A 23,200-nucleotide genomic window follows, 5' to 3' on the forward strand; every position below is an offset into this window, starting at 1 on the left:
GCGAGCACGCGGTCGAAGCCGCCGGAGACCGCGCCGACCAGGCCGCCCGCCCCGTGCACGGCCGACAGGAGCTCCGGCACGCCGGCGGTCACGGTGATCCTGCGCCGCACGTCGGCGAGCGCCGACACCGGCAGGCCCTCGAGCAGCGCGACGCGGCGCGCCAGGCTGCCGGCGAAGTCGACCTCGCCCCGCATCGCGGCCTCGGTGATCGCCGCGACCTCGTCGCCGACGCCGGCGGCGTCCGCGAGCAGGTCGACCACCTCCTGGCCGATCAGCGTCGAGTCGACGTCGAGGACGACCAGCAGCGGGCTCACGGGACGACCCGGACCCCCTTGCCGACGACGGTGATGCCGCTGTCGGTGACGGTGAATCCGCGCTCCAGGTCGCGCTCGCGCTCGATGCCGACGCGCGCGCCGTCCTCGATCACCACGTTCTTGTCGAGGACCGCCCGCTGCACGACCGCGCCCTTGCCGATGCGCACCCGGTCGAAGAGCACCGAGTCGGAGACGGCGCCGCCCGACTCCACGATCGCCCACGGCCCGAGCACGCTGTTCACGATGCGCGAGCCGCTGAAGATGGAGCCCGGCGACACGATCGAGTCGTGCACGACCGTGTTGTTGCCCCAGCCGTCGCGGTTGAACTTCGCGGGCGGCGAGTTCAGCGTCTGCGTGTAGATCGGCCACGCGCGGTTGTAGAGGTTGAAGACGGGCAGCGCCGAGACGAGGTCCATGTGCGCGTCGAAGAACGACTCGATCGTGCCCACGTCGCGCCAGTAGTAGCGGTCGCGGTCGGTGGCACCGGGCACCTCGTTGCGGATGAGGTCGTAGACGCCGGCCTCGTCCCTGTCGACGAAGTAGGGGACGATGTCGCCGCCCATGTCGTGGTCCGAGCCTTCCAGCTGGGCGTCGTCGCGGACGGCCTCGATCAGGGCGTCGGTGTCGAAGACGTAGTTGCCCATCGAGGCGAGCACCTCGCCGGGGGAGTCGGGCAGGCCCTCCGGGTCCTTCGGCTTCTCGAGGAACCGCTTGATGCGGGTGGGGTCGGCCCGGTCGACGTCGATGACGCCGAACGAGCTCGCGAGGTCGATCGGCTGGCGGATCGCCGCGACGGTCGCCCTGCGGCCGGAGGAGATGTGCGCATCGACCATCTGCCGGAAGTCCATCCGGTAGACGTGGTCGGCGCCGACCACGACCACGATGTCGGGCTCCTCGTCGCCGATGAGGTTGAGGCTCTGGTAGATCGCGTCGGCGCTGCCGGCGAACCAGCGCTTGCCGAGCCGCTGCTGCGCGGGCACCGACGCCACGTAGGAGTTCAGGAGACCGGAGAGCCGCCAGGTCTCGGCGACGTGGCGGTCGAGGCTGTGCGACTTGTACTGCGTCAGCACGACGATCTGGGTGATCCCGGAGTTCAGCAGGTTCGACAGCGCGAAGTCGACGAGCCGGTACACCCCGCCGAACGGCACTGCGGGCTTGGCCCGGTCCTCGGTGAGCGGCATGAGCCGTTTGCCCTCGCCGCCGGCGAGCACGATGCCGAAAATCTTCTTCGATGGCATGGGCTCACCGTAGTGCCAGGGCACGGCCGGAGTCTGGCCCTCGACCGGGACTTCCGTGGGGCGCCGGGGCTAGGGTTCCACCCATGCGAGTCGACCTCTTGACCAGGGAGTATCCGCCCGAGATCTACGGCGGCGCAGGGGTCCACGCGGCCGAGCTGGTGAAGGCGCTCCGCACCCGGATCGAGGTGCAGGTGCGGTGCTTCGGGTCGCCGCGCGACGAGGCCGGCGTGACCGCGTACCGCACCCCCGCCGAGCTCGACGGCGCCAACGGGTCGATCACCAGCCTCGGCGTGGATCTGCAGATGGCGCAGGGCGCCGCAGGGACCGACCTCGTGCACTCGCACACCTGGTACGCGAACGCCGGCGGCCACCTCGCCAAGCTGCTGCACGGCGTCCCGCACGTCGTCACCGCGCACAGCCTCGAGCCGCTGCGGCCGTGGAAGGCGGAGCAGCTGGGCGGCGGGTACCGCATCTCCAGCGCGATCGAGCGCACCGCGTTCGAGGCCGCCGACGCCGTGATCGCGGTCTCCCGCGGCATGGGCGACGACATCCTCCGCTGCTACCCGGGCGTCGATCCGGCTCGCATGCACGTCGTCTACAACGGCATCGATCTGGCCGCCTGGCGCCCCAACCCCGACGCGGACGTCGTCCGCTCGTTCGGGGTGGATCCGGACCGGCCGACGATCATCTTCGTCGGCCGCATCACCCGCCAGAAGGGCCTGCCGTACCTGCTGAGGGCCGCGAAGGCGCTGCCGTCCGACGTCCAGCTGGTCCTCTGCGCCGGAGCGCCGGACACGAAGGAGATCATGGCGGAGGTCTCCGGCCTCGTCCGCGAGCTGCAGCAGGAGCGCGGCGGGGTCGTCTGGATCGAGCGGATCCTGCCGAGGGACGAGCTGACGGCTCTGCTCACGGCGGCCGACGTGTTCGTCTGCCCGTCGGTGTACGAGCCGCTCGGCATCGTGAACCTGGAGGCCATGGCCTGCGGCACCGCCGTCGTCGGCACCGCGACGGGCGGCATCCCGGAGGTGATCGTCGACGGCGAGACCGGACGGCTGGTGCCGATCGACCAGGCCACCGACGGCACGGGCACGCCACTCGACCCCGACCGGTTCGTCGCCGATCTGGCGGCGGCGCTCACCGAGGTCGTGACCGACCGCGTCACGGCGGCGCGGTACGGTGCCGCCGGCCGGGCCCGGGCGGAGGCCGTCTTCGACTGGGACGCGATCGGCGCCCAGACCGTCTCGGTCTACGAGGGGCTGCTCGCCGGCTGAGTCACCGCGCCCGCATCCGGTTGTTCCGCGGGTCGTGGGTGAGCTCGGCGACCCCGAGGGCCTCGAGCAGCGGCGGCAGGTACATGCCGAACCGGCCGCGGTAGCCCTTGCGCAGCCCGTACCAGCCGCCGACCGGGTTCGCATCGTCCCGGCCGAACGCCTCGACCGTCCCGGCAGCGGCGGGCTTCTGCTCGTCCGCCGCCCCGAGCGGCACCCAGTCGCTCTGCGCGGCCAGCCAGGCGCGGAGGTCGTCGATCGCTTCGAGGCGATACCGCAGGGTCGTCGACCCGACCTGGCAGACGAGCGCGGGCGGATCCGCGTCGGGCTCGCGCCACATGGTGTACTGCGCGGTCCCGGGGGCCGTGGTGAGCGGCCACGGGTCCTCCTTCGTGCCTTCCGGCATGGCGGCACCTCCTCGTGTCGGAGCACAGTCGACCACCTTCCGGGCCCCGGCAGAAGGGGGCTCGGTCGGGATCCGCCCACGAACGGCCTCGGTAGGGTTGGGGACATGCCTGTGGTGTTGCAGCTGACCGACGTCTCCCTCACCCGCAGCGGCACCACCATCCTCGACGGCGTCTCGTGGAGCGTCGACAGCGCGGAGCGCTGGGTCGTCCTCGGGCCGAACGGCGCCGGGAAGACGACGCTGCTGCAGCTCGCCGCCGCGCAGCTGCACCCGACCCGCGGCACCGTCGAGGTGCTGGATTCGAGGCTCGGTCGTGCGGACGTGTTCGAGCTGCGGCCGCGCATCGGGTTCGCCTCCACGGCGATGGCGAAGCGCATCCCGGCGTCGGAGACCGTGCTGGACGTGGTGCTGACGGCCGCGTACAGCGTCACCGGCCGGTGGAGCGAGCAGTACGAGGACATCGACGTCCGTCGCGCCCAGCGGGTGCTCGCGGAGTGGCGGCTCGACCACCTCGGCGACCGCCGGTTCGGGGACCTGTCCGACGGTGAGCAGAAGCGGGTGCAGATCGCCCGTGCGGTGATGACGGACCCCGAGCTGCTGCTCCTCGACGAGCCGGCCGCGAGTCTCGACCTGGGCGCGCGCGAGGAGCTCCTGCAGCTGCTGGGTGGCTACGCCAGCGCGCCCGCGGCTCCCGGCATGGTGATGGTCACCCATCACGTCGAGGAGATCCCGGTCGGCTTCACCCACGCTCTGCTGCTCCGGCAGGGCGCGGTCGTGGCCGCCGGACCGATCCCCGAGACGGTCACGTCGGACCGGATCGGCGAGACCTTCGGTCTCCCGGTCGAGATCACGGAGCAGGACGGCCGCTACGCCGCCAGGGCCTCCTACACCGCCTGACCCCCGGGCTGGTAGCATCGTGGGTCGGCCGGCCGGGCCACGGGTTTCGCCCACGACCGACCCGAACGCGAGCCGTCCCCCGGGACGGGAGCCGAGTCCGTTCCGCCGGCCTCGGCGGACCACCCACGACCCGCGCCGCAGCAGCGGCGGCGCGGAAGGAGAACGCAACGCATGAAGTCCGGCATCCACCCCGAGTACCGCCCCGTCGTGTTCCGCGACCTCGCGTCCGGTGAGGCGTTCCTCACGCGGTCGACCGTGGGCTCCGGCAAGACCATCGAGTGGGAGGACGGGAACACCTACCCCGTCATCGACGTCGAGATCTCGTCGGCCTCGCACCCGTTCTACACGGGCAAGCAGCGCATCCTCGACTCCGCCGGCCGCGTCGAGAAGTTCAACCAGCGCTTCAAGAACTTCGGTCGCTGAGCCTCACCGGCACCGGTCCCGTCGGGACGGCGGCGCCTGAGGCGCCGCTCGGACGCGCCGAACCCTCCGCGCTGCTCGAGCGCGCCCGCCTGGCGCGCGGTCCGGTGCTGCTCGCGGCCGGAGCGCTGCTGCTCGTGCTGCTGGCGTTCTCGCCGGCGTACGGCTACCACCGCGACGAGCTCTACTTCCGGCTGCTGCCTGCCGCTTGGGGGTACACCGACCAGCCGCCGCTGACGCCGCTGCTCGTCCACGGCATCTCGCTGCTGTCGGACACCGTCTGGGCGATCCGGATCCCCGCGGCGCTCGCCGCCGCGACGTCGGTCGTGGTGGTCGCGGGGATCACGGCCGAGGCCGGCGGGGATCGACGGGCGCAGACGCTCGCCGCCTGGGGCTACGGGTTCGCCGACTTCACCCTGCAGCTCGGCCACGTGATGCTCACCGCGTCGCTGGACCTCCTCGTCTGGCCGCTCGTGATCCTGCTCGCGCTGCGCGCCGTGCTGCGCGACCGGCCGGTCTGGTGGGTCGCGGCAGGTCTCGTCGCGGGTGCCAGCCTCTACAACAAGCTGCTCGTCCTCGTGCTGCTGGCGGGACTCGCGGTCGGCCTCCTGCTCGTCCGGGCACCGGCCCGCACCTGGGCATGGGCCACCGCCGGCGCGATGCTGACGATCGTCATCGGCGCACCGAACCTCGTGTTCCAGGCCACGCACGGGTTCCCGCAACTGGCGATGGGGTCCGCCCTGTCCTCGGCGAACGGCATGCTCGTGCGGCCGTTCGTGGTGCCCTTCCTCACCGTGCTCCTCGGCCCGACGCTGGTCCCCGTCTGGATCGCGGGCCTCGTCGCCATCGGGCGGCGCCCGGCCTGGCGGCCGCTGCGGCTGATCACCGCGACGTTCGTGGTCGTCATGGCGATCGTCATCGAGATGGGCGCCCAGTTCTACTACTGCTACGGCGTGCTCGCCGCCGTCTTCGCCGTCGGCTGCATCCCCGTCGTGGAATGGGCGGGGACCCGCGGGCGTCGCCGGCTCGTGATCGCGGCGGTGGCGATCAACACGGTAGCCGGAGCGATCGTCTCCCTGCCGATCGTGCCGCTGCCGGTGCTCGGGCTGACCCCGATCCCCGCCTGGGACAAGGTCGCCCGCGATCAGGTCGGCTGGCCTCGCTACGCCGCCGAGGTCGACGTCGTGCGTGCCGCGCACAGCCGGGGCACCATCGTGCTCACCGCCAACTACGGCGAGGCCGGCGCGATCGAGCGGTTCGCGCCGTCGCTCGCCTCCCGGGTGTACAGCGGGCACAACGGGATGCACGCCCTCACCCCGCCGCCCGCCGGCACGCGCACCGTCGTCGCCGTCGGCCGCGGGCTCTCCTGGCTGCAGGACTCGTTCGCCGGATGCCGGACGGTCGGGCACCTCGACAGCGGCCTCGCCGTGCACAGCGAGGAGCAGGGGGCGCCGGTGCAGGTGTGCACCGGCCGTACCGCGACGATGTCGTCGATCTGGGCCCGCACGGCCCACCTGGGCTAGCTCAGCGGCACGGCCAGGCGCCCGACGTCGTGAACGCCGGGTCGTGGGTGCGCTGCATGTACTCCTCGAAGCGGGAGGCCTGCTCGAGGCACCACGCGACCTGCCGCTCGTGCAGGTCGGCGGGCGCGAGGTCCAGGTCGTCCGCGAAGCGGACCGCGATGGCCTGCGCGAGCCGCCCGGCCGCGATCGCGTCCGCGCCCGCGTCGTGCGCCCCGACCAGCGGCACGCCGTACGCCGCGGCAGCGGCCTCCAGGGTGCGCTTGCCCTTGCGGTACCGGTCGACCGCCTTGTCGAGCACGAGCGGATCGACGATCGGCGCCGGCAGCTCGAGTGACGGCACGCCGACCCGGGCGGCCTCGGCCGCGAGCAGGGTGAGGTCGTACGGCGCGTTGTAGACGACGAGCGGGAAGCCGCGCTCGAAGACGCTGCGGATCGCGGCGATGATCTCGGGCACGACCTCGTACGGGGAGCGGCCGAACCGGCGGGCCCGCTCCGTGCTGATGCCGTGCACGCGGGCGGCGCCGTCGGGGATCTCGATCCCCGGATCGACGATCCAGTCCTTGCGCTCGACGACCGCGCCGGTCTCGTCGATGACGCCCACGTGGGCCGTCACGATCCGGGCCACCGACGTGTCGACACCCGTCGTCTCGAGGTCGAAGACCCCGAGCGCGCGCGACCACGCGGCCTGTGCGGCGACCGCAAGGGGCGTGGCCCCGACGGTCGTCACCTCCTCGAGCTGGACCCCCACATCCGTCATGCCGCGATGCTAGGAGCGGCCTCGGACACCGCCGGGTGACGGGTCAGCGCACCGGCACCGGCGCGGGCGGGAGCACCGGGATCGCGGTCGTGGTGGTCGCCGGCTCCTGCGGCAGCACGACCTTCAGCCAGAAGAAGGTCTGCGTGCCGAGGGTGATGGTGACCCGGCCCTGCTCGTCGATGGTCGGGAACCGGGCGCCGCCGAAGAGGTCGGTGAGCTGCGCGCCGGCGAGCTCCGGCGCCGTGATCGTGAAGGCGATCGGGTTCTGGGAGAAGCTGAAGACGCAGAGCACCTGCTCGGGCGGGTCGCCGAGCCCCGTCGAGGTGCCCGTCCCGGCGTAGGAGCGCACGAAGGCGAGCGCCGAGTCGTGGTCCGTGGGCAGCACCTTCAGGTCGCCGAGCCCGAACACCGGATGGGCCTTGCGCGTATGGATCACGTTCCGGATCCAGTGCAGCAACGACCGCGACTGGGCCAGCTGCGACTCCACGTTGACGAGGGAGTAGTGGTACACGAGCGACTGCACGACCGGCAGGTAGAGCTTGCCGGGGTCCGCGGTCGAGAAGCCCGCGTTGCGGTCCGGCGTCCACTGCATCGGTGTGCGCGACGAGTCGCGGTCGTTCAGCCAGATGTTGTCGCCCATCCCGATCTCGTCCCCGTAGTACAGGAACGGGCTGCCCGGCAGCGAGAAGAGCAGGGCGTGCGCGAGCTCGAGCTCGGCCCGCGAGTTGTCGAGCAGCGGGGCGAGGCGGCGGCGGATGCCGATGTTCGACCGCATCCGCGGGTCGTAGGCGTACCAGCCGTACATCGCCTGCCGATACTCCTCGTCGACCATCTCGAGCGTGAGCTCGTCGTGGTTGCGGAGGAACACCCCCCAGGCGCCGGCTCCGGGGATGTCGGTCGTCTCGGACAGGATCCGGACCAGCTCCGTGGCGGTCTGCGAGCGCAGCGAGTAGAAGATCCGCGGCATCACGGGGAAGTCGAAGGCCATGTGGCACTCCGGCTCCTCCTCGCTGCCGAAGAACGCGGCGACCTCGCGCGGCCACTGGTTCGCCTCGGCGAGCAGGATGCGTCCCGGGTACTCGCGGTCGACGGTCTCGCGCAGCTCCTTGATGAAGTCGTGCGTCTTCGGCTCGCCCTCGCCGTTGCCCTCCTCGCTCTCGTAGAGGTACGGGATCGCATCGAGTCGCAGGCCGTCGACGCCCATGTCGAGCCAGAACTTCACGATGTCCACGATCGCGTCGCGGACGGCCGGGCTCTCGAAGTTGAGGTCGGGCTGGTGGGAGAAGAAGCGGTGGAAGTAGAACTGCCGCCGCACCGGGTCGAACGCCCAGTTCGAGTCCTCGGTGTCGACGAAGATGATGCGGACGTTCGGGTACTTCTCGTCCGTGTCGCTCCACACGTAGAAGTCCCCGTACGGGCCTTCCGGGTCGCTGCGCGACTGCTGGAACCACTCGTGGTCGACCGACGTGTGGTTCAACGGGAAGTCCATGATGATCCGCATGTTGCGCTCGTGCGCCCGGCGCACGAGGTCGCGGAACTCGTCGATCGTGCCGAACTCCGGCAGCACCCGCTTGAAGTCGGAGATGTCGTAGCCGCCGTCACGGAGCGGCGACATGTAGAACGGCGGCAGCCAGAGGCAGTCGACCCCGAGCCACTGCAGGTAGTCGAGGCGCGAGGCGAGCCCGCCGAGGTCGCCCGTACCGTCGCCGTTCGAGTCGACGAAGCACCGCACCATGACCTCGTAGAACACCGCCCGCTTGTACCAGAGCGGATCCCTCGTGAGGCCCGGCAGCTGGATCGGCGCAGTGAAGCTCACAGGTCTGTCGTCCTTCGTCAACGGCGTAGGGGTCCGGCCATCCTAGGACCGGGCGCAGCGGGCTCCCCGTCAGCTTCCTGCTTGCGCCGGGCGCCTACCCGGCGGATCGCTCGAGGCCTCCTAGGCTCGCTCGGATGAAGGTCGTGCCATCGCCCTACGCCGCGCTGCTCGCGCGCACCCCGCTGACGCAGCACGTAGCCGTCGTCGACGGCGTGCCGGCCGCCTGGTGGGAGTACGGCGAGCCCGGGACGGGGCCGACGCTGCTGTTCGTCCACGGTTTCCGCGGCGACCACCACGGCCTCGAGCCGGTGATCGCGCACCTGCCCGGCGTGCACATCGTCGCGCCCGACCTGCCCGGGTTCGGGCGGTCGGCGCCGCTGCCGGGCGAGCACTCCATCGACGGGTACGCCGCCTGGCTCGCCCGCTTCGCCGCCGAGGTCGGGCTCGACGGGTCGACGATCGTGCTCGGCCACTCGTTCGGCACGATCGTGGTCGCCGCCGCCCTCGCGGCCGGCCTCCCGGCCGACCGCGCGATCCTGGTCAACCCGATCGCCGCGCCCGCCCTCGCCGGCCCGAACGCGCTCGGCACCCGCCTCGCGTCCCTGTACTACCGGGTCGGCGCCCTGCTGCCCGAACGCGTCGGGGGCGCCCTGCTGAAGAACCGCCTGGTCGTGCGTGGCTCCTCCATCGTGCTGGCGAAGACCGGCGACCCGAAGCTGCGCCGGTGGATCCACAACCAGCACGACCGCTACTTCTCCGGCTACGCGAGCCGCAGGGTCGTGCTCGAGGCGTTCCGCGCCTCCGTCACCCACGACGTCACGGAGCACGCGGCGCGGATCGCCCTGCCCGTGCACCTCGTCGCGGCCGAGCACGACGACATCACCTTCGTGAGGGACGTCGAGGCCCTGCAGCGGATGCTGCCCGACGCGACCCTCACCGTGATCCCCGAGGTCGGGCACCTCGTGCACTACGAGACGCCGGAGGCGGCCGCGCGCGAGATCGCCCGGTTCGCGGGCGTGCCGGTGGTGTGACGCCGATGCGTCTCGTCGTCGACTGCCGCTACATCCGCCGCGACGGGCGCCACGACGGCGTCAGCCGGTACGCCGCCGGGATCACCGGCGGCCTCGGGCGGCTGCTGCCGCTCACCATGCTCATCGACGACGAGCGCCAGCTCGCGCTGCTGCCCGACCTGCCCTGGGCGCGCACCCGGCCGGTCACGCATCCGCTCGAGCCGCTCATCGCGCGCGTCGTGAACCGGCTGAGGCCCGACGTGGTGTTCAGCCCCATGCAGACCTCCGGCTCCCTCGGGCGGCGCTACGGGCTCGTGCTCACGCTGCACGACCTCATCTACTACCGGCACCGCACCCCGCCGACCGAGTTCGCCTGGTGGGTGCGGCTGCTCTGGCGGGCCGCCTACCTCAGCTACCTCCCGCAGCGGGTGCTGCTCGGCCGCGGGGACGAGGTCGTCACGGTGTCCGAGACGGTCGCCGCGGAGATCGCGAAGCACCGGCTCACCTCGCACCGCGTGACCGTGGTGCCGAACGCCCCCGACACGGCCCCGCTGCCCGAGGCGGCGCCGGGTCCCCGGGAGCGGTCGATCGTGTACATGGGCGCCTTCATCGGCTACAAGGACGTGGCGACGCTCGTGCGGGCCGCCGCGCAGCTGCCCGGGTGGACGCTCCACCTGGCGAGCCGCATCTCGGTCGGCGAACGGGCCGCGCTCGAGCGGGTCGCCGCGGAGGCGGGAGGCGCCGATCTCGTGTTCCACGGGGGCGTCGACGAGGCGCAGTACGCCGCGCTGCTCGACGCCGCGACCGCCCTCGTCTCGGCCTCGAGGGACGAGGGGTTCGGCCTGCCCGTCGTCGAGGCGATGAGTCGTGGGGTGCCGGTCGTGCTCACCGACATCCCGATCTTCCGGGAGGTCGGCGGCGATGCGGCGCTCTACGCCCGCGTCGGCGAGCCCGCGTCGTTCGCGGCGGCGATCCGGCGGCTGGAGGACCCGGGGGAGTGGCGCAGGAGGTCGGTCACCGCGCTCGCGCACGTCGCCACCTACAGCTGGGACGCCTCCGCGGCCCGCCTCCTGCCCGTGCTCGAGCGGGTCGCCGAGCGCCGCCGCTCCCGCCGGCCGCCGCGGTGAGACGGGCCGAGCGGTTCAGTCGGCCGTGGGCACCGGATCCTCCGCCGGCAGCAGGTCCGCGGACCACGGCCGCCCGGCGAAGCTCACGAGCTCGATCCGCCCGTCCTCGACCCGGAACACGTGGTCGGACCCGTTCTCGATGCGCACGCCGCGCTCCGGCCACGTCCAATCGGTCGCCATCCGCACCAGCGAGCCGATCACGCCGCCGTGGCTCACGACCAGCACCCGCTGGCCGGGATGCCGCTCCGCCAGCCCCAGGAGCGCCGGAACGACCCGCTCCAGCACCGCCTCCCGCGACTCGCGGGCCTTCAGCACCCCGTCCCAGCGGCGGTCGATCTCCTCCCCGGTGAGCCCCTCCGCCTCGCCGTAGTTGCGCTCGACGAGCGCCTCGACCAGCTCGGGCGCGGGCAGGCCGACCTTCCGGGCGATGATCTCGGCCGTCTCGGCGGCGCGCGCCAGGGGGCTGGAGGCGATCGCATCCCACTGCTCGGAGCGCAGGCGATCGCCCGCCTCCAGGGCCTGATGGCGGCCCGTCTCGTTGAGCGGGATGTCAGACAGGCCCTGCACCCGGCCGAGCCGGTTCCACTCGGTCTCGCCGTGGCGCACGAGGACGAGGTCGGTCATGGCGGTGCTCCCGGAGGGTCGGGGGACCCGACCTGCTGGGTGAGGTCAGCCGAGCAGGTGCGCCCGCAGCGCGCTCAGGATCTCGGAGGTCCCGCCCTCGATCTTAACCGCGGCGACCTTGTCGCCCTTGGTGGCGCCACGGTTCACGACCACGATCGGGATCCGACGTCGGCGCGCCTGCTCGAGCAGCCGGATGCCGCTGTTCACGGCGAGGGACGAGCCCGCGACGAGCATCGCGTCGGCGTTGCGGACGAGCGCGCTGGCCTCCACGAAGCGTTCGGTGGGCACGAACTCGCCGAAGAAGACCACGTCGGGCTTCAGCACCCCGCCGCACACGGTGCAGTCCGGCACGACGAAGTCGGTCACATCGCCCACGTCCGCGTCGCCGTCGGGGTTCAGGGCGGCACCAGCACCCCGCTCGACGAACCAGCCGTTCGCCGCCTCGATCCGCGCCGCGATGCTGGACCGGGCGAACGTCTGCCCGCAGTCGAGGCAGAGCACACGGTGGACCGAGCCGTGCACCTCGACCACCCGGCGTGACCCCGCCTTCGCGTGCAGCCCGTCGACGTTCTGCGTGACGACGCCGTTCACCCGCCCGGCGGCCTCCAGGTCGGCGAGCGCGACGTGCCCGACGTTGGGCTCGGCGGCGACGAAGCGCGCCCAGCCGAGGTAGCTGCCCGCCCAGTAGCGCTGCCGGAACGGGACCCCGGAGACGAACTGCTGGATGGTCATCGGCGTGCGCGGGACCGATCCGCGGCCCCGGTAGTCGGGGATGCCGGAGTCCGTGCTGATGCCCGCGCCGGTGAGCACCGCGATGCGGCCGTCGAGCAGCGGGAGGGCCTGCTCGAGGCCGGCGGGCGCGTCCGCCGACCTCCCCGCCGGGACGACGCCCGTGGTCAGGCTCATGCTGGGCAGCATAATCGGGCGAGTTTTCGAGCAGGTTTCGGGAAGGAGAGCGTCGTGCACGTGCTGCGGCTGCCACCGGACGGGCTCGCCGATCCGGCGCTCGACGACTTCGTGCGCCTGACCGACGTGGCGCTGCGCCGCAAGCTCGAGCCGGCGGGCGGCCTCTACCTCGCCGAGTCGACGAAGGTGATCGAGCGGGCGCTCGCCGCCGGCCACCGCCCCCGGGCGGTGCTGAGCCGCGCCGAGTGGCTGCCCCAGCTGGAGATCCTGCTCGGGTCGTTCCCGGACGTCCCGGTCTACGTCGGGGACGACGCCGCGCTGACGGCGATGACCGGGTTCCACCTGCACCGCGGCGCCCTCGCCTCGATGCACCGCCCCGAGCTGCCCGAACCGGCCGACGTGCTGAAGGGGGCCCGTCGCGTCGTCGTGCTCGAGGACATCGTCGACCACACGAACGTCGGTGCGGCGTTCCGCAGCGTCGCAGCCCTCGGTGCGGACGCCGTGCTCGTCACACCGCGGTGCGCCGATCCGCTCTACCGCCGCAGCGTGCGGGTCAGCATGGGCACGGTGCTGCAGGTGCCGTGGACGCGGCTGCCGGAGTGGGGCACGGCCGCGCCCCTGCTCCACGACGCCGGCTTCACGATCGCCGCCCTCGCCCTCGCCGACGACGCGATCGACCTCGACGAGCTGGAGCGCCGCACCCCCGAGCGGCTGGCGCTCGTGCTCGGCACGGAGGGCGACGGCCTCAGCCGAGCCGCGCTCGCGGTCGCGGACCTGACCGTGCGGATCCCGATGCTCCACGGCGTCGACTCGCTGAACGTCGCCGCTGCCGCGGCCGTCGCGCTCTGGGCGACACGCGTGCGGTGACCCCCATCCGGGGGGTCCGGCGGGATGTTCCGTATCCTTCTGCGGTGCCGAACGACGAGACGCCGAACCACCGGCTCCGCCGACTCGTCGTCGCCGTCCTCGCGGCGTTCATCCTCGTCGTCGTGATCGGCGTTCCCGTCGCGATCCTCGCGCCCGTGCCGAAGGCCGAGGCCAGCGTGCCGGCCGCGGCCGCCACGACGACGCCGGCGGCGCATCCGCGGTTCCCGTCGTTCGGCGACGGCGCGATCGGCGCCGTCGGCCTGCCCGGCGTCCTCGCGCGATCCGGCAGCCAGTCGCCGCACTCGATCGCGAGCATCACCAAGGTCGTCACGATGCTCGTCGTGCTCCAGCGGAAGCCGCTCACCGGCGCCCAGGAGGGCCCGACGATCACGTTCACGCAGCGCGACGTGCAGATCTACCAGAACGTCATCGCCGACAACGGCTCCAACGCCCCGGTGTCCGCCGGCTGGAAGCTCACGGAGCGCCAGGCGATCGAGACCACGATGCTGCCCTCGGCCAACAACTACGCGGAGTCCCTCGCGCTGTGGGCCTACGGCTCCGTGCCGAAGTACCTGACGGCGGCGCGGGCGTTCCTCAAGGCGAACGGCCTCACCCACACGACGCTCGTCGACACCAACGGGCTCGACCCCGGCGACAGGAGCACGCCCGCCGACCTCGTCGCGCTCGGCAAGCTCGCGCACGCGAACTCCGTGCTCGCGCAGATCGTGTCGATGGCGACCGTCACCGAGCCGCAGATCGGCCTGCTCACGAACACCAACGAGCTGCTCGGCCAGGCGGGCGTCGACGGGATGAAGACCGGCACCACCGACCAGGCCGGCGCGTGCCTGCTGTTCAGCGCGAAGGTGACGGTCGACGGCACGCCGGTCGAGCTGGTCGGCGTGATCCTCGGCGCCGCCTCCCATCCGCAGCTCGACGCCACCGTGCCCGGCCTGCTGAAGAGCGTCGCGGCGGGCCTGCACGAGGTGCGGCTGTCGAGCAAGGCGGAACCGTTCGCGACCTACCACACGAAGTGGGGCGGCACCGCGAAGGCGATCGCGGCCGCCGACCAGACCGTGCTCGTGTGGAGCAGGCAGAGCGTCAGGCGCACCACCCAGGTCGCGGAGATCCGCGGTGGCCGGAAGAACGAGCGGGTCGGGTCGGTGACCTTCGCGGTCGCCGACCGCACCGTCCGGGTGCCGCTGCTGCTCGACCGGAACGTGCTGGCCGCGCCCGTGTGGTGGCGGCTGACCCACCCCGTGCGCTGAGCTCAGAAGCCGGGGCGCTTCGGCTGCACGTGGTCGCCGGACGAGACCCGGCGGATCCGCCGCACCACCCACGGCACGAAGTACTCGCGCGTCCAGACGAGGTCGTCCCGGCGCGCCTGCCGCCACGTCGGCACCCGATGCGGCTCCGGCTTGCCGGGCTCCAGGCCGTGGCTCACGCCGAGGGTGTCGAGCACCATGCGGGCGACCTCGTGGTGACCGAGGGTGTTGAGGTGCAGCCGGTCGGAGGACCAGAACCGTGCATCCTGGATCGCGGTCAGCCCCCACTGGTCGGCGACGATCGCGCCGTGCCGCGCCGCGAGCACGCGCAGGTGCTCGTTGTAGACGGCGGTCTTGCCGCGGATCCGCCGGAACACGGGGGAGAAGCCGACGTCGACGCCCGTGAACAGCACGAGCGTCGCGCCGGTCGCGGCCAGCCGCTCGAGGGCGGGATCGAGCCTGGCGGCGATCTCGTCGGGATCCGTGCCGGGCCGGATGACGTCGTTCCCACCGGCGGAGAGGGTGATGAGATCCGGCTGCAGCGCGACGGCGGGCTCGATCTGCTCCGCGACGATCTGCCGGAGCACCTTGCCGCGCACGGCGAGGTTCGCGTAGGCGAAGTCGGGCGTCTGCGCGCCGAGCACCTCAGCGACCCGGTCCGCCCAGCCGCGCAGGCCGCCGGGGCTCTCCGGATCGGGGTCGCCGACCCCCTCGGTGAACGAGTCTCCGATCGCGACGAAGCGCCGCCACGGCGGGGTGCTCCCGCCCGGCGTGGTCCCGATGGTCTCGGCCGTGTCCGTCATCCGTGTCCTCCGATCGACGATTATCGGCCCGCATCCGGTGGGCGCAGCGCAGGGGACGCGCCCGGCGACCGGGGCTCCTCGGCGTGTCCCGGCGGCGTCGAATAGGGTCGGCAACCGGATGAGCGACTCAACCGACCGAGGACCGGGACGGCCCTCGGCGCCGGGGTCGCGGAGGAGGACGGCGATGACCTCCTCCCCGAGTCCCACCGCGCTCTTCGACGCCGCTCCCGGGGCCCACCAGGCGGCGGCCCTCCCACCCGCCTTCCCGGACCGGGCGCCGCGCGGCACCGCCGGTTCGCTCCGCCGCTGGCAGGAGGAGGCGCTCGCCGCGTACTTCGAGCGGGAGCCGCGCGACTTCCTGGCCGCGGCGACGCCGGGTGCCGGCAAGACCACGTTCGCGCTGCGCCTGGCCAAGGAGCTGCTGGCCCGCGGCACCGTCGACCGGGTGACGGTCGTGGCGCCGACCGACCACCTGAAGCGCCAGTGGGCCGAGGCCGCCGAGCGCGTCGCCATCCACCTGAACCCCGTGTTCAAGAACTCCGACGGCTGGCTCGGCCGGCACTGGCACGGCGCAGCCCTCACCTATGCACAGGTGGGCGTCGACGCGGCCCTGCACAAGCGGATGACCGAGTCGGCGAAGACCCTCGTGATCCTCGACGAGGTGCACCACGGCGGCGATGCGCTGTCGTGGGGCGACGCGATGCGGGAGTCGTTCGGCGGCGCGACCCGGCGGCTGCTGCTCACCGGGACGCCGTTCCGCAGCGACACCGCGCCGATCCCCTTCGTCAGCTACGCGCCGGACGACGCCGGTCTCCGCACCTCGGTGTCCGACTACTCCTACGGGTACCGGCGCGCGCTCGAGGACGGCGTCGTGCGGCCCGTGCTGTTCATGGTCTACGGCGGCGGGATGCGCTGGCGCACCTCCGCGGGCGAGGAGATGAGCGCCAGCCTCGGTGAGGCGACGACGAAGGACGTCACGGCGCACGCCTGGCGGACCGCGCTGTCACCGGAGGGCGACTGGATCCCCGCCGTCCTGCAGGCCGCAGACCAGCGGCTCACGGAGGTGCGGCGGCATGTGCCCGACGCGGGCGGCCTCGTCATCGCGTCCGACAGGACGACGGCCCGCGCCTACGCGAAGCGCCTCCAGGCGATCACCGGGCAGCCGGCGACCGTGGTGCTCTCGGACGAGAAGGAGGCGAGCGACCGGATCGCGGACTTCGGGGCGGGCACGTCGCGGTGGCTCGTCGCGGTGCGGATGGTGTCGGAAGGCGTGGACGTGCCGCGGCTCTGCGTCGGCGTCTACGCGACGAACGCCTCGACGCCCCTGTTCTTCGCCCAGGCGATCGGCCGGTTCGTGCGGGCGAGGAAGCGGGGCGAGAGCGCCTCCGTCTTCCTGCCGAACGTGCCCGTGCTGCTCAAGCTCGCCGAGCAGCTCGAGCTGGAGCGCGACCATGCGCTCGACCGGCCGTCGACCGACGACGAGGCCGGCGCGCTCGACGAGGACGCCCTCACCGCCGCGAACCGGCAGGACAAGGCGTCCGAGACCCTCACGCTCGACGGCGCGTTCGAAGCGCTCGGCAGCGACGCGAAGTTCGACCGGGTGCTGTACGACGGGGGCGAGTTCGGCTTCGAGGCCGAGGTGGGCAGCGAGGAGGAGCTCGACTTCCTCGGCCTGCCCGGCCTGCTCGAGCCGGACCAGGTGCGGGACCTCCTCCGCCACCGGCAGGCGAAGCAGCAGCGGCGCGGGAAGGGCCGCCCCGGGCCGCCCACCGCACCGCCATCGGCGCAGCAGCCCGTCCACGACCTGCCGCTGCACAAGCGGATCAAGGAGCAGCGGGCGCTGCTCAACGACCTCGTGGGGCTGTGGGCGCATCGCACGAGCGCGCCGCACGGGTCCGTGCACGCGGAGCTGCGGCGCCTCTGCGGCGGCCCTGCCGTGGCGCAGGCGTCGCCGGAGCAGCTCCAGGCGCGGATCGACCTGCTGCGCAAGCGCATCAACGGCTGACCCACTCGGGGCGCGCTCGGCGACGCGCCCTAGGGTTCCTGCCGATGCAGACGTTCCTGCCGTATCCGTCGTTCGCGGAGAGCGCCGCGCTGCTCGACGGGCCGCGGCTCGGCAAGCAGCGCGTCGAGACGCTGCAGATCCTGCGGGCGCTGCTCGTGCCCACGTACGGCTGGCAGCGGCACCCGGCCGTGCAGATGTGGCGGGGGCACGTGCCCGCGCTCACCGCGTACGGCCTCGCGGTGACGGACGAATGGCTCGCGCGGGGCCACGCCGACACGGTGCGGCCGCAGCTCGTCGAGTTCGCGCCCGAGGTCGACGGCGTGCCGCAGGAGGAGCTCGCGAGACGAGGCCTGCTGCCACCCTGGCTGGGCGACCCGGCCGTGCACGAGAGCCACCGGTCACGGCTGATCGCGAAGGATCCGGCGTTCTACGAGGGCGCCTTCCCCGGCACCCGCCGCGACCTCGAGTACGTCTGGCCGCCGGCGCCCGCCCGACCGCCTGCGCCGCCCGAGGCGCCGCTCTGGGTCGTGCGCGTCGACGACCTCACCACCTGGCGCGACGCCGGCCTGGTCGGCGTCCCGCAGACGAACGACGCCGGGAAGGTGACGCCCGCCTGGCGCCAGCAGCTGGAGCGGTTCGCGGAGGCGCTGGAGCCCGGAACCCTCGTGGCCGTGCTCGGCGAGGACCCGGCGCTGCTGCACCTCGCCCGGGTCACCGGGCCGGTCGCGGCGGTGACCATCGACGGTGCCGGGTTCCAGGCCCGGTCCGCGCACTTCGAGGGCGACCTCGCCCGGGGTGAGCTGCCGGTCCCCGCGGAGCTGCAGAACCCGCGTCGACTCTTCCCGGTCGCTCCACCGCACGCCGTTCCCGCGGTCGGCGGCGACCCGCACCCCTAGGCGCCCCGTACCAGGCGGATCTCCGCCTGCTCGCCGATCTCCGGACCGAACGAGAACCGTGCGCCGTCGGGGACGAATCCGTGCTTCGCGTAGAAGGCCAGCGCTCGGGCGTTCGGCTCGAAGACCCACAGCTCGGCGGCCGCTCCGTCGGGCAGGACGGCCGCGAGCAGGCGCGCAGCCGTGCCGCTGCCGTACTCGGCCTCGAGCACGTAGAGCGAGTAGAGCTCGAGCGGCGTCGCCGGCGGACGCCCGTGCGGCAGATCCGTGCGGGTGGGGCCGCTCGTCGCCACACCGACGATGCGGCCGTCGCGTTCGGCGACGACGATCACCTGACCGGGCCACGGATCCGTCGCCATCCGGGCGAAGGCGGCGATGCGCGCCTCCTCGGTGAAGCGGTCCCAGAAGCGCTGCGGCAGGAACGCGTCGTACGCCTCGTGCCATGCCGCGAGGTGCATGCGGCCGGTGGCGGGCGCGTCGTCGAGGGTGAGCGGCCGGATCACGGTCATGCCCCCATCCTGCTCACCGGAAGTCGCGGGAGACGTGCCGCGCTCCGATGGGCAGGCGCTCGAACCGGTCCGCGACGACGTTCACCACCCCCTCCGGGGAGCGCTCGAGGATGCCGCGCACGATCATCGCCGGCGCCTCCCTGGCCACCCGCCGGTACCGCTGCCAGACCCCGACGCTCGCGATGACGTTGATCATCCCCGTCTCGTCCTCGAGGTTGAGGAACGTGATGCCGCTCGCCGTCGCCGGGCGCTGCCGGTGCGTCACCACGCCGCCGACCTCGATGCGGCGTCCGCTCTCGGCCGAGCGGAGCGCCTTCGAGGTGAGCACGCCACGGCGGGCGAGGTCGGTGCGCACGTAGGCGACGGGGTGGTCGTCGGGGGAGATGCCGGTGGCCCACAGGTCCGCCGCGACGCGGTCCATGCCGCTCGGCTCCGGCAGCAGCGGCGGCTGCACGCTGATCGAGGTGTGCGGCAGGTACTCCGGCCGCTCCTCGGCGGCCGGGCCGGCCGCCCACAGCGCCTCACGGGTGTTCATGCCGAAGCACTCGAACGCACCGGCCGTCGCGAGCGCCTCGAGCTGCGGCGCGGTGAGCCCGACGCGGCGGGCGAGGTCGCGGATCCCGATGTACGGCCCGCTCGCCGTGCGCTCCCGCACGATCCGCTCGGCGAGGGCCTGCCCGATGCCCGTGACCCCGGCGAGGCCCAGCCGCACCGCGAGGTTCCCGTCGCGGCGGTGCTCCGCGTCGCGGCTCGGCGCGGCGGCGTCGAACCGGGGCTCGACCGGCGGCTGGTCGGTATCGAGGCAGCCGGACATCCCCGTCGGCCCCTGCGCCGCGGCGAGCGGCTCGAGCGTCGCGTCGGCGAGCGAGGCGTTGAGATCGGGCCGGCGCACCACGGCGCCGTGCCGGCGCGCATCCGCCGTGAGCGATGCGGGGGAGTAGAACCCCATCGGCTGTGCCCGGAGCAGCGCCGCGAGGAACACCCCCGGGTAGTGCAGCCGCATCCACGCGCTCGCGTAGACGAGCAGCCCGAAGCTCAGCGAGTGGCTCTCCGCGAAGCCGAAGTTCGCGAACGCCTGGATCTTCAGGTAGATCTCGTCGGCGGTCGCCCGATCGATGCCGTTCGCCGCCATGCCCGCGTAGAGCTTCTCCTTCAGCGACTCGATGCGCTCGATGCCGCGCTTCGAGCCCATCGCGCGACGGAGCAGGTCGGCGTCCTCGCCCGTGCAGCCGCCGACCGCCATCGCGACCTGCATGAGCTGCTCCTGGAAGATCGGCACCCCGAGCGTGCGGGCGAGCACCGGCTCGAGCAGCGGATGCAGGTAGGTGACGGGCTCGTCGCCGAGTCGTCTGCGCACGTACGGGTGCACCGCGCCGCCCTGGATCGGGCCGGGACGGATGAGCGCCACCTCGATCACGAGGTCGTAGAAGCGGCGCGGCCGCAGCCGGGGGAGCGTGCCCATCTGGGCCCGCGACTCCACCTGGAACACCCCGATCGAGTCCGCCCGGCAGAGCTGGTCGTAGACGCCCTGCTCCTCCTTCGGGATCGTCTCGAGCGTCCACCGCTCGCCGAGGTGCTCCGCCGCGAGGTCGAACGCGTACTGCAGGGCGGCGAGCATGCCGAGCCCGAGCAGGTCGAACTTCACGAGCCCCATCCAGGCGCAGTCGTCCTTGTCCCACTGCAGCACCGTGCGGCCCGGCATCCGCGCGTGCTCGACCGGCACGACCTCGCCCACCGGCCGGTCGGTCAGCACCATGCCGCCGGAGTGGATGCCGAGGTGCCGCGGGAAGGTCAGCACCTGCTCCGCGAGCTCCACCACGGAGGCCGGGATGTCGTGGTCGTCGCTCGAGGTGACCGCGCCCCAGTGCTCCACCTGGCGGCTCCACGCGTCCTGCTGCCCGGTGGAGGCGCCGAGCGCCTTCGCCATGTCGCGCACCGCGTTCTTCGGCCGATAGGTGATCACGTTGGCCACCTGGGCCGCGTTGCGCCGCCCGTAGGTCGCGTAGACGTACTGGATGACCTCCTCGCGGCGGTCGGAGTCGAAGTCGACGTCGATGTCGGGCTCCTCGTCGCGCATGCTCGACAGGAAGCGCTCGAACGGCAGGTCGAAGAAGATCGAGTCGACGGCGGTGATGCCGAGCAGGTAGCACACGGCGGAGTTCGCCGCGCTGCCGCGGCCCTGGCAGAGGATGCCGCGCGACCTCGCGTACCGCACGATGTCGTACACGATGAGGAAGTAGCCGGGGAAGTCCTTCTCCTCGATGACGGCGAGCTCCCGCTCGATCCTGGCGAGGTCGGCGGGCGACGCCCGCGGGTACTTCTGCGGGATCGCGTCGTGGACGAGCTGCTTCAGCCACGTCATCGGCGTGTGCCCGTCGGGCACCGGCAGCTTCGGCAGGCCCGGCTTCAGGCTCTTCAGGGCGAAGCGGGTCGCCTCCGCGATCTCCACGGTGCGCTCCACGGCGCCCGGGTAGCGCGCGAAGCGGATCCGCTGTTCCGCCCCGCTGAAGAGCGGCGCGGCCGTGGCGGGCAGCCAGCCGTCCATCTCGTCGAGGCTGCGGCGGGCGCGCACGGCGGCGAGCGCCGTGGCGAGCCTGCGGCCCGACGGGGTGGCGACGTGGGCGTTCGCGGTGGCGACGACCGGCAGCCGGCGCGCGCCGGCGAGCTCGAACAGGGCGTCGTTCACGGCGGAGTCGAGCGGGCCGCCGGTGTCGAACAGCTCCACCACGACCCCGTCGCGGCCGAACGCCTCGACGAGCCGGTCCAGCTCGCGGCCGCCGGCCGCCGGATCGAGTCCGCCGTCCGTCACGAGCGCCTGCCGCACCCGCCCCTTGCGGCAGCCGGTGAGGGCGATCACCCGGCCTGCGAGCCGGTCGGCGAGCGCCGCCTCGTCGTAGACCGGCTTGCCCTTCTCCGCGCCACCGGTGCGGGAGCCCTCCGGGCCCGCGAGCTGCGCCTCGGTGATCGCCGCCGCCATGGCGTGGTAGCCCTCGGCGCCGCGGGCGAGGAGCAGCAGGTGCGAGCCCTCCGGATCCGGCACTCCGTTCTGCGGGGCACCGAGGCCGAGCGACAGCTCCGCGCCGAAGACGGTGGAGACCGGGTGCTGCTCGGCCGCCTCGGCGAGCCGCACGGCCCCGTAGAAGCCGTCGTGGTCGGTGAGGGCGAGCGCAGTCAGCCCCAGCCGGCTCGCCTCCTCGAGCAGCTCCTCGGGGCTCGAGGCGCCGTCGAGGAAGCTGAAGTTCGAGTGCGCGTGCAGCTCGGCGTACGGCACGACGTCCGCGTCGGGGACCGGGGGCTGCGGATCCGCCCGGTACGGGTGCCGCTTCAGCGACCACGCGGGGCTGTCGCCGCCGTCCGCCTCGACCGGCGGGCCGCCCGGCCGGCGCGAGTCGGAGAGCCGGCGCTCGAACTCGGACCAGGGGATCGGCGGGTTGCTGTAGCCCATGCCGTCAGTATCGAACACTTGTTCTACATCGGCAAGAGAACCGCTGATCACCGGCCGACTGACGTGCCACTTCCGCACCCTTCAGGCGCCGCGAAGGGTGCAGGAGTGGCAAGGGACGGGGAGCGGTGGCAGCGTGGGGCACGGGAATGGACGGAGGAGTGGTGTGGACGACGGGATCGAGCGGCCAGGTGCCCAGCAGTGGGTGCCGGAGGGCGCCGACATCGACGCGTTGAAGGAGGCCGCGAAGGCCTGCCGCGGCTGCGAGCTGTGGGAGCCGGCGTCGCAGATCGTCTTCTCCGCCGGGCCGCCGTCGGCGTCGATGGTGCTCGTCGGCGAGCAGCCCGGTGACCAGGAGGACCGGCGCGGCATGCCGTTCGTCGGGCCCGCGGGCACCCTGCTGGTGCAGGCGGTGCGGGACGCGGGCATCGACCCCGCCACCGTCTACCGGACGAACGCGGTGAAGCACTTCCGCTTCGAGCTCCGCGGCACGCGGCGCCTGCACAAGACGCCGGAAGCGGTGCACATCACCGCCTGCCACCCCTGGCTGCACGCCGAGCTGCAGCAGCTCGCGCCCGGCATGGTCGTCGCCCTCGGCGCGACCGCGGGTCGCGCCCTGTTCGGCCGCCCGGTGCGGATCGGGGCCGAGCGCGGCCGCGTGCTCGAGGGCGCCATCCCCGACTCCGATGCGAAGGCGCTGCTCACCGCGCATCCGTCCGCCGTGCTGCGGATGCGGGACGACCCCGGCTACGACGCCGCCTACGCCGCGCTCGTCACCGACCTGAAGACCGCCGCCGCCGCGGCCGGCTAGTCGTAGCGGGCCTCGGCCCACCAGCGGCCCGCCTCGTAGCAGAGCAGCCACGCCGCCCCGTCGCCGTCGACGACCTGGAGGCGGTGCACGCTGCGCGCCGCCACGGGATCCCACCACCGCTCGTCCACCGGCCACGGCCCCGCCCACGCGGTGACCGGCCGGCGCCGGCTCGAGCCCGGCGGCACGAAGCCCGCGGGGGGCCCGCTCGGCATGCCCCGCTCGTCGACGGCGACCGTCTCGCCCGCCGGGTCGAGCACCGCCACGTCGGGCCGGTCGCCGAGCACGCTCGCCGGGCCGAACCC

21 protein-coding genes and 1 pseudogene are annotated in these 23,200 nt (G+C 73.1%); 11 read left to right on the top strand and 11 right to left on the bottom strand.

The genetic code is table 11. The features are described from left to right. The coding region (locus JWQ92_RS15190; RefSeq protein ID WP_367276749.1) for a haloacid dehalogenase-like hydrolase at positions 1-314 on the bottom strand (314 nt) is incomplete at its 3' end. Continuing rightward, entirely contained in the window at positions 311-1,552 is a 1,242-nt protein-coding gene (glgC, locus tag JWQ92_RS15195) for a glucose-1-phosphate adenylyltransferase (protein ID WP_297345307.1), read from the bottom strand. The genes JWQ92_RS15190 and glgC, both read right to left, overlap by 4 nt. 83 nt (positions 1,553-1,635) lie before the next feature. On the opposite strand from glgC, the gene glgA reads away from it, so the two are divergent. Then, positions 1,636-2,823 carry a glycogen synthase gene (gene glgA / locus JWQ92_RS15200; RefSeq protein ID WP_297345308.1) on the top strand — a complete coding sequence of 396 codons (1,188 nt, stop codon included), beginning with the start codon at positions 1,636-1,638 and terminating at the stop codon, positions 2,821-2,823. A 1-nt stretch (position 2,824) separates the two neighbouring features. Here the strand turns inward: glgA and JWQ92_RS15205 are convergent, their stop codons facing one another. Next, a complete protein-coding gene (locus JWQ92_RS15205) occupies positions 2,825-3,226 on the bottom strand; it encodes a DUF6855 family protein (RefSeq protein WP_297345309.1) in 402 nt (133 codons plus the stop codon). Between the two features lie 105 nt (positions 3,227-3,331). Here JWQ92_RS15205 and JWQ92_RS15210 point away from each other — a divergent pair, with 105 nt between their 5' ends. From JWQ92_RS15210 to JWQ92_RS15220, 3 genes are all read left to right on the top strand, one after another. Further along, the gene (locus JWQ92_RS15210; protein ID WP_297345310.1) at positions 3,332-4,123 is read left to right on the top strand and encodes an ABC transporter ATP-binding protein; all 792 of its coding nucleotides are present in this window, start codon (positions 3,332-3,334) and stop codon (positions 4,121-4,123) included. Between the two features lie 171 nt (positions 4,124-4,294). Then, positions 4,295-4,546 (top strand): type B 50S ribosomal protein L31, encoded by a 252-nt coding sequence (locus JWQ92_RS15215; protein ID WP_297345311.1) that lies wholly within the window; start codon positions 4,295-4,297, stop codon positions 4,544-4,546. Between the two features lie 104 nt (positions 4,547-4,650). Beyond that, positions 4,651-6,066 (top strand): glycosyltransferase family 39 protein, encoded by a 1,416-nt coding sequence (locus tag JWQ92_RS15220; protein WP_297345312.1) that lies wholly within the window; start codon positions 4,651-4,653, stop codon positions 6,064-6,066. A gap of 1 nt (position 6,067) precedes the next feature. Here JWQ92_RS15220 and JWQ92_RS15225 read toward each other — a convergent pair whose 3' ends face one another. Next, positions 6,068-6,823, bottom strand: coding sequence for an exonuclease domain-containing protein (locus JWQ92_RS15225; protein ID WP_297345313.1), 756 nt, complete (start codon positions 6,821-6,823; stop codon positions 6,068-6,070). Positions 6,824-6,866: 43 nt separating this feature from the next. Continuing rightward, on the bottom strand, positions 6,867-8,639 hold the full coding sequence (gene treS / locus JWQ92_RS15230; protein WP_297345314.1) for a maltose alpha-D-glucosyltransferase: 1,773 nt from the start codon (positions 8,637-8,639) through the stop codon (positions 6,867-6,869). A gap of 134 nt (positions 8,640-8,773) precedes the next feature. Between treS and JWQ92_RS15235 the strand changes: the two genes are divergently transcribed. Both JWQ92_RS15235 and JWQ92_RS15240 read left to right on the top strand, forming a co-directional pair. Continuing rightward, positions 8,774-9,670, top strand: coding sequence for an alpha/beta hydrolase (locus JWQ92_RS15235; protein ID WP_297345315.1), 897 nt, complete (start codon positions 8,774-8,776; stop codon positions 9,668-9,670). 5 nt (positions 9,671-9,675) lie between these two features. Next, positions 9,676-10,776, top strand: a complete 1,101-nt coding sequence (locus tag JWQ92_RS15240) for a glycosyltransferase family 1 protein (RefSeq protein WP_297345316.1) — start codon at positions 9,676-9,678, stop codon at positions 10,774-10,776. Between the two features lie 15 nt (positions 10,777-10,791). Here JWQ92_RS15240 and JWQ92_RS15245 read toward each other — a convergent pair whose 3' ends face one another. After that, positions 10,792-11,400, bottom strand: coding sequence for a histidine phosphatase family protein (locus JWQ92_RS15245; RefSeq protein ID WP_297345317.1), 609 nt, complete (start codon positions 11,398-11,400; stop codon positions 10,792-10,794). Between the two features lie 45 nt (positions 11,401-11,445). Continuing rightward, positions 11,446-12,306: a Sir2 family NAD-dependent protein deacetylase gene (locus JWQ92_RS15250; RefSeq protein ID WP_297345318.1), complete on the bottom strand. Its 861-nt coding sequence runs from the start codon at positions 12,304-12,306 to the stop codon at positions 11,446-11,448. Positions 12,307-12,360: 54 nt separating this feature from the next. Here JWQ92_RS15250 and JWQ92_RS15255 point away from each other — a divergent pair, with 54 nt between their 5' ends. Together JWQ92_RS15255 and JWQ92_RS15260 are read left to right on the top strand one after the other, a co-directional pair. Beyond that, positions 12,361-13,173: an RNA methyltransferase gene (locus tag JWQ92_RS15255; RefSeq protein WP_297345319.1), complete on the top strand. Its 813-nt coding sequence runs from the start codon at positions 12,361-12,363 to the stop codon at positions 13,171-13,173. Positions 13,174-13,217: 44 nt separating this feature from the next. Then, positions 13,218-14,438, top strand: a complete 1,221-nt coding sequence (locus tag JWQ92_RS15260) for a D-alanyl-D-alanine carboxypeptidase (RefSeq protein WP_297345320.1) — start codon at positions 13,218-13,220, stop codon at positions 14,436-14,438. 2 nt (positions 14,439-14,440) lie between these two features. Here the strand turns inward: JWQ92_RS15260 and JWQ92_RS15265 are convergent, their stop codons facing one another. Then, positions 14,441-15,238 (bottom strand): SGNH/GDSL hydrolase family protein, encoded by a 798-nt coding sequence (locus tag JWQ92_RS15265; RefSeq protein WP_297345321.1) that lies wholly within the window; start codon positions 15,236-15,238, stop codon positions 14,441-14,443. 184 nt (positions 15,239-15,422) lie between these two features. On the opposite strand from JWQ92_RS15265, the gene JWQ92_RS15270 reads away from it, so the two are divergent. Beyond that, positions 15,423-17,243, top strand: a complete 1,821-nt coding sequence (locus JWQ92_RS15270) for a DEAD/DEAH box helicase (protein ID WP_297345322.1) — start codon at positions 15,423-15,425, stop codon at positions 17,241-17,243. Positions 17,244-17,287: 44 nt separating this feature from the next. Beyond that, complete coding sequence (locus JWQ92_RS15275) at positions 17,288-18,139, top strand: MSMEG_6728 family protein (protein WP_297345323.1); 852 nt, start codon at positions 17,288-17,290, stop codon at positions 18,137-18,139. Here JWQ92_RS15275 and JWQ92_RS15280 read toward each other — a convergent pair. Together JWQ92_RS15280 and JWQ92_RS15285 are read right to left on the bottom strand one after the other, a co-directional pair. Continuing rightward, positions 18,136-18,645: a GNAT family N-acetyltransferase gene (locus JWQ92_RS15280; RefSeq protein ID WP_297345324.1), complete on the bottom strand. Its 510-nt coding sequence runs from the start codon at positions 18,643-18,645 to the stop codon at positions 18,136-18,138. The genes JWQ92_RS15275 and JWQ92_RS15280 overlap by 4 nt on opposite strands. 13 nt (positions 18,646-18,658) lie before the next feature. Further along, positions 18,659-22,090, bottom strand: a complete 3,432-nt coding sequence (locus JWQ92_RS15285) for an error-prone DNA polymerase (protein ID WP_297345325.1) — start codon at positions 22,088-22,090, stop codon at positions 18,659-18,661. Between the two features lie 163 nt (positions 22,091-22,253). Here JWQ92_RS15285 and JWQ92_RS15290 point away from each other — a divergent pair, with 163 nt between their 5' ends. Continuing rightward, complete coding sequence (locus tag JWQ92_RS15290) at positions 22,254-22,898, top strand: UdgX family uracil-DNA binding protein (RefSeq protein ID WP_297345326.1); 645 nt, start codon at positions 22,254-22,256, stop codon at positions 22,896-22,898. On the opposite strand, the pseudogene JWQ92_RS15295 reads toward JWQ92_RS15290, so the two are convergent. Continuing rightward, positions 22,895-23,200: pseudogene (locus tag JWQ92_RS15295) on the bottom strand (DNA polymerase Y family protein); the annotation flags it as partial. The gene JWQ92_RS15290 and the pseudogene JWQ92_RS15295 sit on opposite strands and share 4 nt — an antisense overlap.

It is taken from the genome of Amnibacterium sp., from assembly GCF_025463795.1.
Taxonomy (GTDB): domain Bacteria; phylum Actinomycetota; class Actinomycetes; order Actinomycetales; family Microbacteriaceae; genus Amnibacterium.

Excerpts from the sequence above, each read along its gene's own strand:
- JWQ92_RS15270 (WP_297345322.1), top strand. The coding sequence starts at position 15,423 with ATGACCTCCTCCCCGAGTCCCACCGCGCTCTTCGACGCCGCTCCCGGG.
- JWQ92_RS15210 (WP_297345310.1), top strand. The coding sequence starts at position 3,332 with ATGCCTGTGGTGTTGCAGCTGACCGACGTCTCCCTCACCCGCAGCGGC.
- JWQ92_RS15265 (WP_297345321.1), bottom strand. The coding sequence starts at position 15,238 with ATGACGGACACGGCCGAGACCATCGGGACCACGCCGGGCGGGAGCACC.
- JWQ92_RS15275 (WP_297345323.1), top strand. The coding sequence starts at position 17,288 with ATGCAGACGTTCCTGCCGTATCCGTCGTTCGCGGAGAGCGCCGCGCTG.
- glgA (WP_297345308.1), top strand. The coding sequence starts at position 1,636 with ATGCGAGTCGACCTCTTGACCAGGGAGTATCCGCCCGAGATCTACGGC.
- JWQ92_RS15240 (WP_297345316.1), top strand. The coding sequence starts at position 9,676 with ATGCGTCTCGTCGTCGACTGCCGCTACATCCGCCGCGACGGGCGCCAC.
- JWQ92_RS15225 (WP_297345313.1), bottom strand. The coding sequence starts at position 6,823 with ATGACGGATGTGGGGGTCCAGCTCGAGGAGGTGACGACCGTCGGGGCC.
- JWQ92_RS15235 (WP_297345315.1), top strand. The coding sequence starts at position 8,774 with ATGAAGGTCGTGCCATCGCCCTACGCCGCGCTGCTCGCGCGCACCCCG.
- JWQ92_RS15215 (WP_297345311.1), top strand. The coding sequence starts at position 4,295 with ATGAAGTCCGGCATCCACCCCGAGTACCGCCCCGTCGTGTTCCGCGAC.
- JWQ92_RS15245 (WP_297345317.1), bottom strand. The coding sequence starts at position 11,400 with ATGACCGACCTCGTCCTCGTGCGCCACGGCGAGACCGAGTGGAACCGG.
- glgC (WP_297345307.1), bottom strand. The coding sequence starts at position 1,552 with ATGCCATCGAAGAAGATTTTCGGCATCGTGCTCGCCGGCGGCGAGGGC.
- JWQ92_RS15285 (WP_297345325.1), bottom strand. The coding sequence starts at position 22,090 with ATGGGCTACAGCAACCCGCCGATCCCCTGGTCCGAGTTCGAGCGCCGG.
- JWQ92_RS15205 (WP_297345309.1), bottom strand. The coding sequence starts at position 3,226 with ATGCCGGAAGGCACGAAGGAGGACCCGTGGCCGCTCACCACGGCCCCC.
- JWQ92_RS15250 (WP_297345318.1), bottom strand. The coding sequence starts at position 12,306 with ATGAGCCTGACCACGGGCGTCGTCCCGGCGGGGAGGTCGGCGGACGCG.
- JWQ92_RS15280 (WP_297345324.1), bottom strand. The coding sequence starts at position 18,645 with ATGACCGTGATCCGGCCGCTCACCCTCGACGACGCGCCCGCCACCGGC.